The following is an 18948-nucleotide window of genomic DNA, read 5'->3' as shown; positions in this document are numbered from 1 at the left end:
GTTTAGGAAGGCGGAGTCAACCCCGTGTTCAGCTCGTGGCGGGCAGCACCACCGCTTCCGGTCCGTCCGCGGTCTGCTGTCCGGTCTCCACCGAGTGCGCGGCCGAAGTGTCCACAGTGCCGTCCGGACGGATCGGGTAGGAGGAGAACATCACCTTCTTGTCCCCCACCAGCTGCCGGGACGAAGTCACGTACAGCCAGCGGCCGTCGGTCGACCGGTTGACCATGATCGGGCCGGCGAGCGTCCGGTACGGCGAGCCCGGCAACGGGGCGAGGGAACCGTCGTCCCGCACGTCGAATGCGCTCACTGAACCGTCTCCGGTCAGCAGGCCAGCCGGGCTCGCGCCCGCGGTGTTCGCGCTGTAAAGGTGCTTTCCGTCCGAACTGAAGACGAAGTTGTGCGGAATGGCTCCGGTCGGGAACGGCGAACCCGGCACCGGTTCCAGCGAGTCGTCCGGCCGGATCCGGAACGCGGTGATGGATTGGCTTTGCTCGTCGGCGATGTACAGGAAGCGGCCGTCCGGGGAAACGGCCGGGGTGATCGGGGTCGACACGCCGGTGACGCGGTCGACCGGTTTCCCCGACAGACTGCCGTCCGGCTGGATCGCGAAGCGGACGATCGACGAGGCGAGATAGCTCGCCACGTAAAGGGATTTGCCGTCCGGGGAAACGATCGGTTCGGCGGCGCCGTCCAGCGGCAGGCCCAATGCGACCGGGCCGCCTTGCTGGACCGGCGTGCCGTCGTCGCCGATCCGGAAGTGCAGCACCGCGCCGTTGACGAATCCGGCGACGATGTTGCCGACGCCGAGATACAGGTCGCGGCCGTCGTGCGAGAACGCGGCGCTGACCGGGGTCAGGCCCGCGGCGAGATCGAGCGGCTGCCCGACGGGCTGGAGCTGGCCGGCACTCCCGACGCGAATGGTCACCAGCTGAGGTTTCTGGGTCGGATCCGACGCCGTCCCCAGCCCTGTTCCCGGTGCGACGTAAAGATGCCGCCGGTCCGGCGAGGCGGTGATCCCGAAGGTTCCGCTGCCGGTCGGGAACAGCGGAGCGTTCCGCTGCACGGAGCCGTCGGAGAAGAGATCGATGGTCGCGACACCGCCGGACTGCGCCACCACGTACGCCCGGTCGGCCGGCTGCGCACTGCTCTCGTCGGCGAGCGCCGGGGCCGGGATGCCCAGCGTCGCGAGGCACGCGATCAGCGTGATGCGGGTTCCTCTCCGAAACGAACGACCGCTTCCTGACATGGTTTTCCTTTCGTCGTGAGGAGTTCTCGAGAAAAGGAAACCGGTGAACGGCCGCGCGCGGTGTTCAGATCTTTGGACACCGGTCAGTGGATGCTCAGCGCCCGCATCCGGTTGTAGAGAGTCGAGCGGCTCATGCCGAGCGACCGGGCGGCGCGCAGCTTGTTGCCACCCGCCGCGTCGATCGCGGCCGTGATCATCTCGCGTTCTGCCTGCCGCAGCGGGGAAGCCGGGGCGCCGGTGCCGCGATGGGTCTCGGGCAGATCGCCGACGACGACGTCCCCGGCCGAGCACGCCGCGGCCACGGCCTCGACCACGCTGCGCAGCTCGACGAGATTTCCCGGCCACGGCTGTGCCGCCAGCACCCGCAGCGCTTCGCCGGTCAGCCGGCGCTGGCCGGGTTCGCCCAGTCCGGCGAGCATCCCTTCGGCCAGCCGCGGAATGTCGTGCTGCCGGAGCCGGAGCGGCACCAGTTCGCGGCGAGCGCGGCATCGGGCGGCCAGCGGCGCGTGCGGGCCGGAGAGATGCGCGCCGGGCGTCGTGGTGAGCACGACGCGGCGGTCCGACCGGTCCAGCGCCGCGGCCAGCAGCGCGGTCACCGGTTCCGACACGAGCTGGATGTTCTCGAGGATCGCCGGCGCGCCGTCCCCGGCCAGCAAGCGGCCCGCGCGCTCCGCCCACCGCTGCTCCCCTTGCGCCACGACCTCGACCGCGTCGATCGTGACCGCGCCGGGTCCGGCCGCCTCGGCGGCGCGAGTCGTCCGGCCGGTGCCGGTCTCGCCGACGACGAGCAGCGGCCACGCCGAGACCTCGTCCCGGGCGGACCGGACGCGTTCGAGCGGCAGGATCTCCACGAGGACACCGTCCGCGCCGTCGACCGGAGTGCAGCTCAACCGGACCCTGCGGCCGGAAACGAGCCGCACGTCCTGTGTCGCGACGCCCTGCTCGGCCGCTGCCCGCACGACGGCGTGGTCGGCCGGGCCGAGCAGGTCGAGCGCCGCGGGCGTGGCCAGCGCCAGGCCCGGTCCCACGGCGAGCACCGGGCGCTTCCTGGCGCGGCCGGCCGCCTGGAACGCCTCCAGCAGCAGGTGCTGCGGGTTGGTGGACATGGTCTGCAGCCGCGCCTCGATCTCGCCCGCGATCCGCCGGGCGAACGGGATCATCAGCCGGTCGTCCTCGGCGAGCAGGCCGGTGATGGTCAGGACGCCCTCCAGCCGCCGGGTCAGCGGGTGCACGATCGGCTCGCCGTAGCAGGCGAACGCGTGGAAGACCGGCGCGAAGTGCTCGGTCCCGCGCACCAACTGCCCGGTTCGGGTCACCAGCGGCGTGCCGACCGCGTTCGGACCCAGCAGGTCCTCGGCCAGGCACAGTCCGCGCACCAGCCCGAAGTCCTCGAAGGAACGGCGGATCGCCGGCGCGGCGAACGGGACGTCGACGACGAGCGCGTCGCGGTCGGCCAGCACGAGGCCGACCCGGAGCCCGTCGAGTTCCCCGGTCGCGCGCGCCAGCACCGGCGCGGCGGCCCGTGCCAGAAGCCCTCCTGGACCAGTGCCCGGCACCGGCCCCTCAGCCCTCGGCCGGATCGGGGCTCACCCCCAACTGGGCGAGAAAAGCCGCATTGTCCCAGTAGACCCGGTGCTCGCGGACCTTTCCGTCGCGGACTACGAAGACGTCGACGAGCGGGAACTCGACCCGGTTGCCCGACGCGGGCACTTCCCCGGCCGCCGTCGTCAACGGGCCGGTGTGGGTCGCCGAAAAGCCGAGTTCGGCGATCACGGCGTCCCCGTCCACCCAGATGTTCCGGCGGTCGACGGTCATGTCCGGGAACGCGGTCACGAAGGCTTCGATCACGCCGCGCATCCCGGCCGCTCCGTCGACCGGGCCGGTCGGGACGACGGCGGCGACGTCATCGGCGAACGGGCTCGCCGCCAGGTCGAGTCCCCGGACTCCAGGCCCCGGTAGTGCGCGTCCAGCAGTTCGTGCGGGGTCGGCACGGTCTCCGGTTCAGACACAGGTGTACCCGCCGTCCACGACGAACTCGGCCCCGGTGATGTAGGAGGATTCGTCGCTGGCCAGGAACAGCACCAGATTCGCCACCTCCTCCGGACGGCCCACCCGGCCCATCGGCACCGCCTTCAGCACCTGCGGCAGCACCTCGGCGTTCGACACGATGTACTCGGTCTGGGCGGTCTCGATGATCCCCGGATGCACCGAGTTGACCCGGATGTTGCGCCCGGCCAGCTCCACCGCGGCCGATTTCGTCATCAGCCGGGTCGCGCCCTTGGACGGCGAGTACGCCGGGTGCAGCCCGGGCCACGCGATCATGGCCGCGATCGAGGACATGTTGACGATCGAGCCGCCGCCCTGGCGCTCCATGTGCGGCAGCACCGTCGAGATGCCGAGGAACTGGCTGTTCACGTTCAGCGTCATGATCTGCGTGAAGGACTCGAGAGTCGCTTCGCCCCAAGGGGTTTCCGCACCGGGGAGCCCGGCGTTGTTCACCAGGATGTCGACGTTGCCGTACGTCGCGACGGTCAGCTCCACCGCCAACCGCCACTGCTCGGCGTCGGTGACGTCGAGCCGGGCCGAGATCGCTTCGTGCCCCTTGTCCGAGAGTTCGGCGGCGATGGTTCCGGCCACGTCGTCGCGGATGTCCGTGACGACGACGCTCGCGCCCTCCTCGGCGAACAGGCGCGCGTCCGCCGCGCCCATGCCGCTGGCCGCGCCGGTGATGATCGCGACCTTGCCGCTCAGTCTTCCCATGCTGTTCCGTCTCCTTTGACGTGGTAACCGCCTGCACGGTAAGCCGGGCCGGGCAGTGGATCTGTCCAGGATTTTGGACACTCCCGCGCTACCGCAGCGGCCACTGGACGTGCTTGACCTCGAAGAACTCGCGATACCCCTCCTCGCCGCACTCCCGGCCGATGCCCGAGTGGCCGGGGCCGCCCCACGGGGCGTCCAGCCGCCGCCCGCCGCCGCCGTTGACCGTGACGGTGCCGGACCGGATCCGGCGGGCCGCCGCGATCGCGTCGGGCGTCGGGCCCCACACGTTCGCGTTCAGCGCGAACCGGGATTCGTTGGCGATCCGGATCGCCTCCTCGACGTCGTCGTAGGGCACCACGACGCCCACCGGCGCGAACAGCTCCTCCTGGGCCAGCTCCGCGGAGTTCGCCAGCCCGGTGACGAGCGTCGGCTCGAGGAAGAACCCGCGGTCCAGCCCGGCCGGACGGCCTCCCCCGGTGGCGACCGCGGCGCCGTCGTCCACCGCGCGGGACAAGAACCCCTCAACGTTCTGCCGGTGTTCGGCGCTGATCAGCGGTCCCACCACCGAAGCCGGATCGAGCGCATCGCCGACCGTCAGCCCGGCCATGTACTTCGCGGACTTCTCGACGAACTCGTCGAACTGTGCCCGCGGAACGAGAGACCGCGTCGTCGCCCCGCAGGCCTGCCCGGCGTTCAGGCAGAATCGCAGCGCGGACCCGGCGATGGTGGCGTCGAGGTCGGCGCCGGTCAGGACGATGTTCGGCGACTTGCCGCCGAGTTCGAGTACCACCTTCGTGAGCGTCGGCGCGGCGAACTCGAGAATCTTGGTGCCGACCGCGGGCGAGCCGGTGAAGGACACCAGATCGACCTCCGGCGCGCGGACCACCTGCTCGGTGACAGCCGGGCCGCCGAAGACCAGGTTCACCGCGCCGCGCGGGAACCCGGCCTCCTCCACCAGCTCGACAAACGCGATCGTGCACAGCAGAGCCTTCGGCGAAGGCACCAGCACCGTCGAGCATCCGGCCGCGAGCGCCGGGCCGAGCTTCCACGCGCACAACATCAGCGGGTAGTTGTAGGCGGTGATCGCGGCCACCACACCGGCCGGTTCGCGCAGCAGCATGCTGCTCGTCGTCACAGGTTCGTAGTGCAGCGGCAGATGCTGTTCGAGACCGTCGGCGGGCCCGCGCACAGCCGCGTCGGCGAACCAGTGCAGGAACCCCGCCGGGCCGAACACCTGTTGCTGCGCGGTGCTCACCGCGGTGCCGACCTCGCGGGCGACCAGCTCTTGCAGCTTCTCGGCGTCCCGTTCGATCAGTTCCGCCAGCCGATGCAGCAGGACCGACCGTTCCTTCGCGTCGACCCGGCTCCACTCCCCGCCGTGAAATGCCTCCGCGGCCGCCCGGATCGCGCCGGACACCTGCCCGGCGTCCGCCGACGCCGCGGTGCCGAGCACCTCCTCGGTCGACGGATTCGTCGTCGACATTTCCGGGCCGCTGCCCGCCACCCATCTCCCGTCGATGAAGCAAGCCGTGTCGATCATCGCGATTCTCCTGTCCGCATAACGAAAACCCGGTCAGCCGTGCCGGCCCGCGAAGCTGATGACGCCGCGGATGTTCTTCCCGGCGTGCATGTCCTCGTACGCCTCGTTCACCTGCTCCAGCTCGTATCTGGTCGTCACCAGCTCGTCCAGCTTCAGATCGCCGCGCCGGTACAGCTCCAGCAGCAGCGGGATCTCGCGGGCCGGGCCGCCCATGCCGTACAGCGCGCCCTGGATCCGCTTTTCGTGCATCGCCAGATCCAGCACCGACACGGGGATTTCCGCGAGCTGGTGCGGTGCCGCGCTCGTCACCACGAGGGTGCCGCCCTTGCGGATCGTCCGGTACGCCTGGCCGAGGTGCTCGCCGGTCACGACGCCCACGCAGACCACCGCGGAGTCCGCGCCCTGCCCGTTCGTCAGGCTGCGGGCGAGTTCCCCGGCTTCCTCGACGGTCGCTACCGCGTCCGTCGCGCCGACCTTCAGCGCGACGTCGCGCTTCATCTCGACCGGGTCGACCGCGATCACCCGGCCCGCACCGACGTACCGCGCCCCTTGCACCGCATTCATGCCGATGCCGCCGACGCCCATCACGATCACGACGTCGCCCGCGTCGATCGACGCGGCCCGGGTCGCCGATCCCCAGCCGGTCGGGACCGCGCAGCCGACGATCGCGGCGACCTCGAACGGGATGTCCGAGGGTACCCGGACGGCGCATTCCTGAGGAATCACCGTGTACTCGGAAAACGTGGCCAGACAGGCGTTCTGGGCCACCCCGGCGCCGTCGGCGTGCATCCGGTACGACCCGTCCGGCCGGGTGCCGACGGTGATCAGCGCCCCGTTGTCGCACAGATTCTGCCGCCCGGTCACGCACATCCGGCAATGCCCGCACGCGGCGACGAAAGAGGTCACGATGTGGTCGCCGGGCTTCACGCGCGTGACGCCCGGCCCGACCGCTTCGACCACGCCCGCGCCCTCGTGCCCGCCGCAGGCAGGATAGCTGTGGAAGACCATGTCCCCCTTGGCGAAATGGTCGTCGGAGTGGCACAGGCCGGACGCCATCACCCGGACCAGGACCTCGCCCTCGCCGGGCGGGTCGAGATCGACCTCGCGAACGTCCCACCGTCCCGGTCCGTCCCAGAGGATCGCTGCTTTCGTTTTCATCGCGTCTCCGTTCGTCAGCCCGCGCGGGACGCGGCCCAGTCGAGGGTCGCCGAACGCCACGGCGGCCAGTGGTCGTCCTCGGCCGGAACGTCGGTGGCGAGGTGGTGGAAGCAGTCCTGGCATTTGGTCACCATCCGCGGGCCGATGAAGTTGGCCACCGGATACCGCCGGACGTCCTCGGAATCGCATTCCGGACACTTCTGCCCGGCCGGCTTGCGCTCGACGTAGATTTTTTCCTCGGCGGGCGGGGGAAACAGCAGCCGGTCGACGCCGCTCATTCGGTCACCTCCAGGGTCGGTGCGGTCCACACCCGGCCGCGCCATCGCGGCGGGCAGGCGGTCGGTACGGTCCAGGTCCCCGCGTCCCGCTGCGCGGCGAGATCGGCGCGGACCGCGGCAGTCGCCTTCTCGTCGACCGAGCCGTCGCGAAGTACGACGCCGTACGCGGATTCGGCGAATTCGGTGCTGTAGACCCCGTCCTCGACGTCGGCGAGCACCTTCGCGGTGTCGCGGACGAGCGGGTCGCCCCATCCGCCACCGCCGCCGATCACCAGCCGGAGCCCCTGCCCCGGTTGCAGGACGATCTGCGCGATCTTCGCGGTCTGGTAGCTCGTCCCCTGGCCGAACTCGCCGCGGTCGGGGTCGGGCCGCCCGGCGGCATCGAACATGCCGAACAGCGGTTCGGCGTTAGTCTGGTCGAGCGGGTCCAAGCCCGCGGCAGGATCGACCTCGTGCAAAAGCCAGGCGTAGAACGGCATTCCCGCGCCGCCGCCCCGCACGCCCGGACCGCCGCCGCGCACCCGGTCGCCGGTGATCGTGATGACGGTCGGCGACAACGCGCCCACGGTGTAGACGCCGCCCGCGCCGCCCCGGTTCTCCCCGGCGCCCGCGGAATCCGGCATCAGCTCGTGTTCCCATACGATCACCGGGTTCTCGCGCTCGACGTGCTCCTGGACCGACGACCGGCAGTTGCCGATCGGGATCAGGCACAGGCTCAGCCCGTCGCTCTTCCACGTGCCGCCCCAGCCGCCGCCGGGCAGCGAGAACGTCGCCCACGGCGTTCCCTCGCGGCCCGGCCGGGTGTCGACCCCGCCGACGTTGATCATTGCCGCGGTGCCGGAATCACACGCGATCGCCTGCTCGCTCATCGCCGACGCCATCGCCTGCGTCATCAGGTTCACCACGCGGGACCCGGTGTCGACGTGGTTGGAGCAGCTCGACGGAGGCAGCACGCACACCGCGCTGCCCGGCGGCAGGATCGCCTCGACCGGCCGCAGCGTCCCGCTGTTCACCGGGGAAGCCGGGTCCAGGATGAACTTCGCGCCGATGATCGCCCGGGTCGACTCGATCCACGCGGTGCCGACGTTGCCCTCGGGCTGCCGCGAGGTGCCCGAGTAGTCGATCTCCATCGAGTCGCCGCGGACCTTCACCGTCATCGCCAATTCGACCGGTGCGGCCGAGATCGAGTCGTCGTCCAGGAAATCGCTGACCGGGTAGTCGCCGTCGGGCACCCGGGCGATGCCCGCCCGCATCGCCGCCTCGGTCATGTCCATGCCGTAGTGCCCGCCCGCTTTGACCCGGGCCAGCCCGTACCGGTCCACGACGGCCCGCAGCCGCCGGGCACCGACCTGAAGGCTGCCGGACAGCGCCCGGACGTCCCCGAGCACCAAGTGCGGCACGCGGTTGTTCTCCAGCAGGTAGTTGAACGCCGGGCGCACCGGGACGCCTTCGGCGTACAGCAGCGTCGGCGGGAACTTCAGCTGTTCTTCGAAGCTCGTGCGGGTGCCGTTCGCGAAGCCGCCGGGGATCGGGCCGCCGAGGTCGGCGACGTGGGAAGTGGTGTGCAGCAGGAACTCCACGCGGCCGTCGACGATGACCGGGCGGAACACGTTGATGTCCGAGCAGTGCACCGAACCGCGCCACGGGTCGTTGACCATGATCACGTCGCCGTCGCGGAGAGCGGCTTCGTCCCAATCGGCCATGGTGAAGTTCGCGATGTGCTGGGAGGTGAACGCGTGCTGCACGCATCCTTCCCAGGACGCGACCATCTCCCAGCCGTCGCCGGTGCGCATGTGGATCGCGGCGGTGCAGTCGCGTACATCCCGCACGATCGGTGAGAATCCGCCCCGCATCAGCGTTTCGTGCATGTCCCTGGCGACCTCGATCAGGCCGTAGCGCAGCGTTTCGAGGTCCACGACGTCGAAGCCGTAGCGCTCCAGCGCGGCGGCCGCCGACCTGGTCCGTTCGGTCGTGGTCATCAGGCACCTTCCTCGGACAGGGTGACGGCGAGGTTTCCGGTCGAGTCGATCCGGGCCGACGAACCAGCGTCGATCGCCGTGGTCGCATAGCGTTCGACGATCACCGCGGGTCCTTCCACGACGTCGTCCGCACCGAGCCGGTCGCGGTCGTGCACCGGCACTTCGCCGTAGTCGCGGCCGGCCAGGCGCAGCGGGGACCGGCGCAGCAGGCTGTCGCCGGAGCCCGCCGCCGGACGGCGCACCGGCGGCGCGGGGCGCGCGGCGGACGCAGTCACCTCGATGGTGGTGAGCATGATCGGCAGTTCGTCCGCGGTGAACCCGTAGCGGCTCAGGTAGAACTCGTGCACCTGGCCGGCGATCTCCCCCAGCCGGGCGTCGTCGATCGCGCCCGGCGCGAGGGGAATCCGGTTGTCCCAGGTCTGCCCGGCGTACATGGCGAAAATCTCGCGCTGCACCGAAATGCTGTCCTCGGCGACTCCCTGCCGCACCAGGTCCGCCTTCGCGGCTTCCTCCAGCTCGCGGAAGGACGCCTCCAGCTTGTCCGCGCCGATCGCCGTCAGCGGGGCGAGCGGTGACTGCACCTTCGTGACCCGAAGATCGCTGGAAACCAAGCCGTACGCGGAGAATTCGCCCGGGTGCGCGGGCACGACCACCGAGCGCAAGCCCAGTTCCCGAGCGACCTGCACCGCCATCATCGGCCCGGCCGCGCCGGTCGCGAGAAGCGAGAACTCGCGCAGATCCAAGCCGCGGTAGGTGGAGATGGACCGCAGCGCGCCCGCCATGTCCGAACAAGCGAGCCGGTACGCGCCGTCGGCGAGTTCTGTCGCGGTCATGCCGAGCTGGTCGGCGACTGTCTTGAGCGCGGTCTCGGCCAGTGCCGGGTCGAGCCGGATCGCGCCGCCCGCGAACAGATCGGGCTGCAGGATGCCCAGGTGCAAACAGGCGTCGGTGACGGTCGGCCGCAGGCCGCCGCGGCCGTAGCAGGCCGGGCCCGGCTGCGAACCCGCCGATTCCGGGCCGACGCGCAGCGTGCCGAGCGAATCGAGGTGGACGATGCTGCCCGCGCCGGAGCCGACGCTCTGCACGTCCACCGCGGGCATGGTCATCACCAGGCCGTGCTCGACCGTCCACAGGTCAGTCAGCGGCGTTGTTCCCGCCCGGACCGCGGCCACGTCGGTGCTGGTGCCGCCCACGTCCATCGTCAGGTAGTTCCCGCCGCCGTCCTCGCGGGTGCGCGCCAGCTGGACCGCGCCGGCGACGCCGCCGACCGGACCGGACACCAGCTGGAACACCGGGGCCTTCGACGTCTCGGCCACCGAGCCGACCCCGCCGTTCATGGTCATGATCCACAGCGAGCCGCCGAACCCGATCGCGGACAGTTCCGCTTCCAGCCGGTGCAGGTATCCGGTCACGGTCGGGCCGACGTAAGCGTCCAGCGCCACCGTGGTGGTGCGCTCGTGCTCCTTGGTGACCGGGTACAGCGCCGACGTCTGGACGTAGAGGTCCGGATGCTCCTCGCGCAGCAGTTCGGCGGTCCGCAGTTCGTGGGACGTGTTGAGGTAGGAGTTCATGAAGCACACCGCGGCCGATTCGACGCCGCGCTCGCGCAGTTCGCGGCCGATCTCCCGGACCTGGTCCTCGTCCAGCGGCACGAGTTCCGCGCCGTCGCTGTCGATCCGCTGCCGCACGCCGTACCGGTCGCGGCGGCGCACGACCGGATGCTCCTGGTGCGGCCGCAGCCAGGTCGGGTCGTAAAGCCGCGGGCCGAACTCGCGGTCCATCCTGCCGAGGTCGAGCAGGTCGCGGTGCCCGGCCGTGGCCAGCAGCGCGGTCCGCGCGCCCTGCCTGCTCAGCACCGCGTTGATCCCGGTGGTGTGCCCGTGGACGATCTCCTCGATCGCCCCGACCGGGATGCCGCTGCCGCGCACCGCGGCCAGCACCCCTTCTTCCTGGCGGGGTCGCGTCGTGAGGACCTTCAGGTCGCGGATCTCGCCGGTCTCCCGGTTGACCGCGACCAGGTCGGTGAAGGTCCCGCCCACGTCGACGCCCAGCCACCAGCGTTCGTCGGCAGCCATCGCACTCCCTTGTGTCTTCGAGGTGTCGCGATTCACTCTGCTGTCCTCGAGCGAGAACGGGATCAGCCGCCGGGCGGGCATTCCTGCGACCTTCGGACGGGTCCGGCGCGCAGCCATTGCGCCACCGCGTCCGCCCGGTTCGTCGCGCCGAGTTTCCGCAGAATGCTGGTGACGTGCGATTTCACCGTCGCCTCCGAAATCACCAGCCGCCGCGAGATCGTGTTGTTCGTCGCCCCCGACGCGACCAGCCGCATCACGTCGACCTCGCGCCGGGTCAACGCGGTGTCCCCGGTTCCCGGCGCGGAAACATCCAGTGCGGGACGGCGCACCGGCACCGGGATCGCAGTGCCCGTGTGCAACGCAGCCAGGCCGTCGAGCACCGTGACGTGCGCCAGGCTCTGGGCGAAGCCCTGCGCGAACACCGCGAGCACGGCGCGGTCGTCGCGCGTGACGGTGCGGCGCTGGTAGTACCGGTCGGCGTGCACGAGTGCGACGACCTCGCCGTGCAGAACGACCGGCGCCATGCCGTAGGACTCCGATTTGCCCGCCGTCGCCAGCGGACGGAACACACGGGGGTTGTCCGGGACGTCGAAGACGAGACCCGGCCTTGCCTTCGCCACCACATCGGATTCGACGATGCCCCCGTCGAGCGGCGGAGGATGCGCCGTCCCGGCCGCGAGGATGTCCTCCGCCCAGCCGGGCGCCCTCGGCACGGCCATCGAGTGGAGCTTCCACCGGCCGTCCTCGACGCGGGACAGCAGCGTACGGTCGAATCCGAGGCAGTCGTGCCCCAGTTCCAGCGCGGTGCCGAACAGATCCTCGACCGTCCGGGCCGCACGCAGCCGGGCAAGGGCGTCGTGCAGCCCCGCCAGCAATTCGCCGCGATCGTGTTCGGTCCTCGCGTTCTCGACCTCGATTTCCAGGCTCCGGATCCGGGTCAGCAGTCCGGCGAGACGGGCCTGCGCGCCGGAGGTCTCGCCGGACAGCGCGGCGATCGTCCGGTCCACGGTCTCGTCCCAGAGAGCGCCCAGCAGCCTCCGGGCGCCAGCGTGGTCCAGCCGGGCTGGGATCGGGCCGCGGTCGCGGTCCAGCGCCAGGCTGACCTCCGCGGCGAGCTCGGCGATGCCGGCGCGCAGCTCCGCGCTGACGCCGGGCAGCTCAGTCCTCATGATCGTCTCCCGTTCGCCGTTGAACACGGAGCAGGCTCCCGTCGGCCGGCCAAAGGTGTCGCGACCTGCCTACATTGCACTTTTTATATCATGTTTCGAGCGCGTGAAGAGCCCGCGCGAGGCAGCTGACCTCAGCGGCTATTCAATATATAATGCTCTCCAAGGAGGAGGTGTCCGGTGACTACGAGCGTGCTCCAGCCCCACCGTCGGCAGCAGTTGTCCGAGGAAACGGCGACCTACGTTCGCGAACTCATTCTCTCCGGCCAGGTACGGCCAGGAGAGTTCGTGCGGATCGACGAGGTCGGCGAAGCCGTGGGGGTCAGCAATACCCCGGTCCGCGAGGGGCTTTTCGCGTTGTGCAGCGAAGGCTTCGTCGAGAAGGTGCCGCGCCGGGGGTTCGTCGTGGCCTCGTTTTCCCAGAAGGACGTCCGCGACCTTTTCTGGACCCAGGCGCACCTCAGCTCCGAGCTGGCCGCGCGGGCGGCCCGGCGAATCACCAGCGAAGAACTCGACCGGATAGACGCGATCAATGACGAGTTCAACCGGGCGGTGGACGCTGGCGACGACGCGCACATCGCCCAGCTGGGGCACGCTTTCCACCGCGAGATCAACCGGGCGGCCGACGCGCGGCGGATCGCGCTGATCCTCGGCGCGGTCATGAAGCAGCTGCCGAACCGGTTTTACGTTTCGATCGACGGACAGGTCGAATCGAGCCGCTGGGAACATCCCGAACTGATCGACGCACTGCGCGGACGGAAAGTCCGGAAGGCGCGCGAACTCGCCGAAACGCACATCCTGTCCCGGGCCGAGACGGTGATCGACATGCTGGCCGAGCGCGGTCTCTGGGCCGCCTAGGCCAGAGACCGCGCCGGCCGGTCACTCGCCGACCGGGATGTCCTCGAGCGACGTCGACGCGTCCAGCGAGGACACGTCGCCGGTCGGTTCGCCGAGGTGCCGGGCCCGGATCACCCGGCGCATGATCTTGCCGTTCGTCGTCTTGGGCAAGCTCGCCACCACGTGCAACGTAGGCGCGAACGACCGTCCCACGTTCCGCACTGCGGTGCTCTCCAGGTCATCCTGGTCCGCCGCGGGATCGCGCACCACGGCGAAGGCGACGATGCGCTGGCCCCGCTGGGGATCGGGCACGCCGATCGCGGCCACCTCGGCGATCCGGGAGTCCTTGAGGATCGCCGCCTCGATCTCCGAGGGGCCCACCCGTCTGCCGGAGACCTTGATCGTGTCGTCCGAGCGGCCGTGCAACCGCCAGACGCCCTCCTCGTCGACGCTCGCCAGATCGCCGTGCACCCAGATCCCGTCCCAGCGTTCCCAGTACGTCGCGAGGTACCGTTCCCGGTCGCCCCAGAACGCGTGGGTCATCCCCGGGAAAGTGTTGCGCAGCACCAGTTCGCCGATCTGCCCGTGCACCGGCTCGCCGTCCGGGTCGAACACGGCCACGTCGGCGCCGGGCAGCGGCGCGGTGAACGCCGCCGGCGGCATCGGCAGGAACGGGTAGCTGATCAGCACCCCTCCCCCGACCTCGGTCCCGCCGGAGTAGTTGACGATCGGGCGACGACCGCCGCCGACCTCCCCGAACAGCCACTGCCAGGTCGGCTCGTCCCATGCCTCTCCGGTGGACGCGAACGCCCGCACGCTGTCCAGCCCGCCGGGAGCGGGAGAGCCGGTCGACGCGATCGCCCGGGCCGCGGTAGGCGCGATGCCCTGCAGCGTGACGCCGTTGCGCTCGGCGATCTCCCACAACCGGGTCGGCCGCGGATACGTCGGCACGCCCTCGGTCAGCACTGCGGTCGCGCCCAGCTGCAGTACTCCGACGATCAGCAACGGGCCCAGCAGCCAGCCGAGATCGGCGATCCAGGCGACGACGTCGTCGGAGTGGACGTCGAAACCGTAAGCCAGGTCCAGCGCCGTCTTGATCGCGAACCCGGCGTGCGAGTGCACGATTCCCTTGGGCAGGCCGGTGGTCCCCGACGTGTAGATGATCGTCAGCGGGTCGTTCGACTCGGCCGCCACAGTCTCGACTGCCGCGGGCGAGGAGTCCAGCTCGTCCCAGTAGACATCGCGGCCCGGGGTCATCGCCGTTCCGTCGCCCAGGTGCCGCACCACGACGACGTGCCGGACCGAAGGGGCGCTGGCGACAGCTTCGTCGGCGGTTTCCTTGAGCGCTACGCGTTTCCCGCGCCGGGTCGTGCCGTCCGCGGTGACGAGGACGATCGCATCGGACTCCCGCAACCGGGTGGCCACCGCTTCGGCGCCGTAGCCGCTGAACGCGGGCACGGACACCGCGCCGAGCATCGCGATGGCCAGGAACGCCACCGTCGCCTCGGGGACAACCGGCAGGAACAGCACGACCCGGTCCCCGCGCGACACGCCCAGCGCGGCCAGATTCGCCGCGAACCGCCGCACCTCGGCGTCGAGCTGGGCGTAGGTCAGGCTCCGCCGCTGCCCGCCGTCGCCCTCGTACACCACCGCTTCCTTGTTCGCCAGCGGTCCGGTCGCGTGCCGGTGCGCGCACAGCTGCGCGACGTTCAGCCGCCCGCCCGGGAACCAGCGCGGGAACGGCTTGCCCTCGCTGTCGTCGAGCACTCGTTCGAACGGCTCGCTGAACTCGACGCCGAGATCGGCCACCGCGGCGCGCCAGAACTTCTCCGGCTCCGCCACCGAGAACCGGTGCAGCTCCTCGACATCCCGGTGCCCGCCTGCCTGCACGGCGGCGAGCAGCCTGCTGCGGGCGACGTGCTCTTCGCCCGGGATCCAGGCCGGTTGCGCGCTGGTCACGATGCCGCCGCGACGGTCTTCTTCAGCATCAGGCCCGCGCGCACCGCCTCGCAGACGACCTCGTCGCGCTGATTGATCCCGTAGTGCTTGAACATCACGATGCCGGAGTCGCCCCGGCTCTTCGACTCGCGCTTGCTGATGATCTCGGTGCGCACGTGAATGGTGTCGCCGTGGAACACCGGCTTCGGGAAGGTGATCTTCTCGAAGCCCAGGTTTCCCAGCGTCGTCCCCTGGGTCGTCTCCGGCACCGTCACGCCCGCCACCAGGCCGAGAATGAACAGCGAGTTCACCAGTCGCTGGCCGTAGATGCTGTCCTTGCTGTACTCCGCGTCCAGGTGCAGCGGAGCCAGATTCAGCGTCATGACGCTGAACAGCGTGTTGTCCGCCTCGGTGATCGTGCGGCGCGTCGGGTGGTCGATGACCATCCCCGGTTCGAACTCCTCGAAATACAGGCCTGCCATGGGAATTCCTCACTCTGCGTTTCGTGCGGGACGGCTGCCGGATCCGGCGTCGCCACCTCCTCGCCAGAAGGTTACACAATATATAATGTTGCTACAATGGCTCCAGCTGGCTAGGCTCGACGCGGCGCGCGGGCGTCCCGGCGCGCCTTCTCGACGAAGAGAGGTCATCCAGCGTGCAGCACAAACCGCTCTCCGGCATCCGCGTCCTGGAAATCGGCGGCTACATCTCGATGCCCTACGGGGGCGCCGTGCTCAGCGCGCTCGGCGCGGACGTGGTCAAGGTCGAGAAAACCGGCGACGGCGACGACTTCCGCCGGCATCTCGACGACAAGAGCCCGTTCTTCGTCCAGTACAACGCGGGCAAGCGCAGCCTCAGCGTCGATCTCAAGAAACCCGAAGGCGTCGAGATCGTCAAAGCGCTCATCCCCCATTACGACGTGGCGCTGGAGAACATGCGGCCGGGCAAGATGGCCGCGCTCGGCCTCGGCCCCGATGTGTGCGCGGAGCTCAACCCGAACCTCGTCTACGGCTCGATCACCGGGTTCGGCGACGGCGGCCCGCTGCGCGACCGGCCCGCGTACGACACCATCGGCCAGTCCTTCGGCGGGATCTACTCGATCCTCGGCGACGCCGGGCGCGCCCAGTTGTCCGGCACCATCCTCGTGGACCTCATCACCGGCCTGACCACCGCGATGGGTGTGCTGGCGGCGCTGGTCGGGCGCGCCAATCTCGGCGGCGGCCAGCGACTCGAAACGTCGCTCATGGAAGCCGTCAGCACGCTGACCGTCGACGCGATGACCCAGTCCTTCGAGACCGGCCAGGACCCCAGTCGCGAAAGCCGCCATCCGCAGGCGCAGAACTTCTGCCTGCACACCGCGTCCGGCGAGGACATCGCGGTGCACTTGTCGTCGTCGCAGAAGTTTTGGCAGCACCTGTGCGACGCGATGGGCAAGCCGGAACTCAAACAGGACCCGCGGTTCTCGCTCTTCGCCGAACGCCAGCGGAACTACTTCGAGCTCGTGCCCATCGTCGAGGCGGTCTTCAAGGAGAAGACCGCCGACGAATGGGCTCAGATCCTCACCGAGCACGACGTGCCGTTCGCGCCGGTGCTCACCATGTCCGGCTACGCGAAACACCCTCAGGTGGACTGGCTCGAACTGTTCGAACCCGGCCCGGACGGGATTTCCCTGCTGCGCCCGCCGTGGCGATTCGGCGGCGTCCGGCCGGATCGAGGCGGGAGCGCCCCGCGCATCGGCGAAAACTCGCGGGAAGTGCTAGCCGAGGTCTACGACGACGCCCGCATCGAGGAACTGATCGCTTCCGGCGTGGTGGTCGCTTCCTGAAGCCGAACGAAAAAGGGCCGTCCAGCTTGGACGGCCCTTTTTCGCTAGGGTCAGCGCGCCAGCTCCGCCGCACGCAGGGCGCGGGCCGGATCGTCGAATACCGGGATGCCCGCTTCGCGCAGCAGGCCCAGGCCTTGCGGAGCCAGTTCCTTGGCGATCGTCCACGAAACAAGCACCGGTTTCGCCGTGGCCTCGACCTGCCGCACGATTTCCCGGGCCAGTTCCTCGGCCATGGGGTCGGCGACCGTCGTCACCATGACGGCGACGACATCGACCTCGTCCGAGGCCAGGATGAGTTCGAGGGTGCGTCCGTAGATGCCGAAATCGCGGGTGACCTGGCCGGTCACGTCAACCGGATTGGCGATGGCGGCGAAGCCGGGCAGCACCTCGTCGAGCGCGGACTGCAGGCTGTCGCTGAACACCGGCACCGCGAAACCCTGCTGGGTGCACAGATCCGCGATCATCGAGCACGCGCCGCCGGAGGTCGACACGACCCCGACGCGCGCCCCCGGCGGCACCGGCGAGGCCTTCTCCCGCAATTCCAGCGTATCGAGCAATTCGGTCACCGAATCGACCGGCACCGCCCCGCTGCGCTCCAGCAGCGCCCGGTACACCGCGTAGTCCCCGGCAAGGCTGCCGGTGTGCGACTGGACCGCGCGCGCCCCGACGTCGCTGCGCCCGATCTTCAGCACCACCACCGCTTTGCCCGCCTGCTTCGCCCGCTGCACCGCCGCAAGCAGCGCGCGTCCGTCGGTGACGCCTTCCAGCACCACGGCGATCGTGGAAGTCTTCTCGTCGGTGGAGAGATATTCGAGATAGTCGGTGACGCTGAGCGCCCCTTGATTGCCGACGCTGATGAAGCGGCTGATGCCGATCCCGCGCTCCCACGCCTGCGACGAGAGGCTGCCGCCGAGCGCGCCGCTTTGCGCGACCAGCGCCACTCCCCCGTCCGGAATCCGCGCCATGTCCTGCGCCTGGCTGAAGCAGACGTGGACGTGCTTGCCCGGGCTCATCACTCCGACGGTGTTCGGTCCGCACAGCACCATGCCGGTCTTCGCCGCTGCGGCCACGAGCCGCTGTTCCAGGTCGCGTTCGCCGATCTCGGAGAACCCGGAACTCAGCACGACGGCCGCGGGAACCCCCGCCGCACCGCATTCCTCGATCACGTCCAGGCACGAAGCCGCGGGCACCGCGACGCAGGCGAGGTCGACCTGGAACGGAACGTCCGCGATCGACGCCACCGCGGGAAAACCGTCCACTTCGGTCGCTTTCGGGTGCACGACCGCCACGCGCCCCGCGTAGCCGTGGTCCTTGAGATAGCCGAGCACCCGGTTGCCGGGAAGCACCGTGCCGCTGGCGCTGGCTCCCAGCACCACCACCGACTCAGGCTCCAGCAAGGGAGCCAGATCCGGCACCGGAGCACGCTGCGGCAGCGGAGCGGCCTCGTCGCCCACGACGATCCGCGCGTCCACCGCGACCGGGCCGTTCTCGGCCACCACCACCGGGTTCAAGTCCGCTTCCACCAGCCCCGGCACCAAGTCCGGAAGCCGGGACGCCGCTGCGACCACCTGCGCGACCTCGTCGACGACGTCCCGGCCGCCGCGGTAACCGCTCAGCATCCGGCCGACGGTCGTCTCGCGCAGCAGCTCGGCGGCGTCCGGCGCGTCGATCGGGCAAGCCGCGATCGCCCGGTCCGGGAGCAATTCCACCATCCGTCCGCCCGCACCCACCACGACGATCGGCCCGAACACCGCGTCCCGCTTCAGCCCGACGAACACCTCCGGACCGGACGGGTCGACCATCTCCTGCACCAGGATCTGCCACCGCTTCAGCGACAGTTCCGCCGCCAGCGCCTCCAGCCGCGCCGCCGCGACGGCCGCGGCTTCCGCGCCCCGGATGTCGAGCAGCACCGCGCCGGCGTCCGATTTGTGCACCAGTTCGGGACTCACCAGCTTGAGCACGGCCGGACCCGCCAGTTCGCCGGCCGCGGCCGCCGCCGCGGACGCGTCGTCCGCCAAGCGCTCCCTGGCGACTGGGACTCCCGCCTCGGCGAGAGAAGCGGCGAGATCGTCGTAGTTCAGCAGCAAGTCTTCTCCCGGCGCTCAGAGCGGAGTCCCTTGCTCCGCCTCGCCAACATTTTATATTG

At 70.2% G+C, this 18948-nt stretch carries 15 protein-coding genes; 2 read left to right on the top strand and 13 right to left on the bottom strand.

Annotation, left to right across the window (positions count from 1 at the left end; translation table 11 throughout):
• Positions 1-28: 28 nt before the first annotated feature.
• From FKO37_RS26050 to FKO37_RS26005, 10 genes are all read right to left on the bottom strand, one after another.
• Positions 29-1246, bottom strand: coding sequence for a beta-propeller fold lactonase family protein (locus FKO37_RS26050; RefSeq protein WP_238606106.1), 1218 nt, complete (start codon positions 1244-1246; stop codon positions 29-31).
• 83 nt (positions 1247-1329) lie between these two features.
• Positions 1330-2802, bottom strand: a complete 1473-nt coding sequence (locus tag FKO37_RS47605; protein ID WP_238606105.1) for a helix-turn-helix domain-containing protein — start codon at positions 2800-2802, stop codon at positions 1330-1332.
• Between the two features lie 7 nt (positions 2803-2809).
• A complete protein-coding gene (locus tag FKO37_RS26040) occupies positions 2810-3175 on the bottom strand; it encodes an ester cyclase (protein ID WP_238608335.1) in 366 nt (121 codons plus the stop codon).
• 72 nt (positions 3176-3247) lie between these two features.
• Positions 3248-4006: an SDR family NAD(P)-dependent oxidoreductase gene (locus FKO37_RS26035; protein WP_238606104.1), complete on the bottom strand. Its 759-nt coding sequence runs from the start codon at positions 4004-4006 to the stop codon at positions 3248-3250.
• 88 nt (positions 4007-4094) lie between these two features.
• Positions 4095-5546 carry an aldehyde dehydrogenase family protein gene (locus FKO37_RS26030; protein ID WP_238606103.1) on the bottom strand — a complete coding sequence of 484 codons (1452 nt, stop codon included), beginning with the start codon at positions 5544-5546 and terminating at the stop codon, positions 4095-4097.
• Between the two features lie 33 nt (positions 5547-5579).
• Entirely contained in the window at positions 5580-6704 is a 1125-nt protein-coding gene (locus tag FKO37_RS26025; protein ID WP_238606102.1) for an NDMA-dependent alcohol dehydrogenase, read from the bottom strand.
• 14 nt (positions 6705-6718) lie between these two features.
• The gene (locus tag FKO37_RS26020; protein ID WP_238606101.1) at positions 6719-6982 is read right to left on the bottom strand and encodes a hypothetical protein; all 264 of its coding nucleotides are present in this window, start codon (positions 6980-6982) and stop codon (positions 6719-6721) included.
• Positions 6979-8961, bottom strand: a complete 1983-nt coding sequence (locus FKO37_RS26015) for a hydantoinase B/oxoprolinase family protein (RefSeq protein ID WP_238606100.1) — start codon at positions 8959-8961, stop codon at positions 6979-6981. The genes FKO37_RS26020 and FKO37_RS26015 overlap by 4 nt, the downstream gene beginning before the upstream one ends.
• The gene (locus tag FKO37_RS26010; protein ID WP_238606099.1) at positions 8961-11036 is read right to left on the bottom strand and encodes a hydantoinase/oxoprolinase family protein; all 2076 of its coding nucleotides are present in this window, start codon (positions 11034-11036) and stop codon (positions 8961-8963) included. The genes FKO37_RS26015 and FKO37_RS26010 overlap by 1 nt, the downstream gene beginning before the upstream one ends.
• A 62-nt stretch (positions 11037-11098) precedes the next feature.
• A complete protein-coding gene (locus FKO37_RS26005) occupies positions 11099-12205 on the bottom strand; it encodes a LuxR C-terminal-related transcriptional regulator (RefSeq protein WP_238606098.1) in 1107 nt (368 codons plus the stop codon).
• A gap of 177 nt (positions 12206-12382) precedes the next feature.
• On the opposite strand from FKO37_RS26005, the gene FKO37_RS26000 reads away from it, so the two are divergent.
• Entirely contained in the window at positions 12383-13060 is a 678-nt protein-coding gene (locus FKO37_RS26000; protein WP_238606097.1) for a GntR family transcriptional regulator, read from the top strand.
• Between the two features lie 21 nt (positions 13061-13081).
• Here the strand turns inward: FKO37_RS26000 and FKO37_RS25995 are convergent, their stop codons facing one another.
• Positions 13082-14998: an AMP-binding protein gene (locus FKO37_RS25995; RefSeq protein WP_238606096.1), complete on the bottom strand. Its 1917-nt coding sequence runs from the start codon at positions 14996-14998 to the stop codon at positions 13082-13084.
• On the bottom strand, positions 14995-15459 hold the full coding sequence (locus FKO37_RS25990; protein WP_238606095.1) for a MaoC family dehydratase: 465 nt from the start codon (positions 15457-15459) through the stop codon (positions 14995-14997). The genes FKO37_RS25995 and FKO37_RS25990 overlap by 4 nt, the downstream gene beginning before the upstream one ends.
• Before the next feature lie 173 nt (positions 15460-15632).
• On the opposite strand from FKO37_RS25990, the gene FKO37_RS25985 reads away from it, so the two are divergent.
• Positions 15633-16802: a CaiB/BaiF CoA-transferase family protein gene (locus tag FKO37_RS25985; protein WP_238606094.1), complete on the top strand. Its 1170-nt coding sequence runs from the start codon at positions 15633-15635 to the stop codon at positions 16800-16802.
• A gap of 50 nt (positions 16803-16852) precedes the next feature.
• Here the strand turns inward: FKO37_RS25985 and FKO37_RS25980 are convergent, their stop codons facing one another.
• Positions 16853-18889 carry an acetate--CoA ligase family protein gene (locus tag FKO37_RS25980; RefSeq protein WP_238606093.1) on the bottom strand — a complete coding sequence of 679 codons (2037 nt, stop codon included), beginning with the start codon at positions 18887-18889 and terminating at the stop codon, positions 16853-16855.
• Positions 18890-18948: the final 59 nt, after the last annotated feature.

Origin of the sequence: Amycolatopsis sp. Poz14 (assembly GCF_006704225.1) — a bacterium.
GTDB classification, from domain to species: domain Bacteria; phylum Actinomycetota; class Actinomycetes; order Mycobacteriales; family Pseudonocardiaceae; genus Amycolatopsis; species Amycolatopsis nivea.
This window is presented reverse-complemented; position numbering and strand designations above follow the sequence as displayed.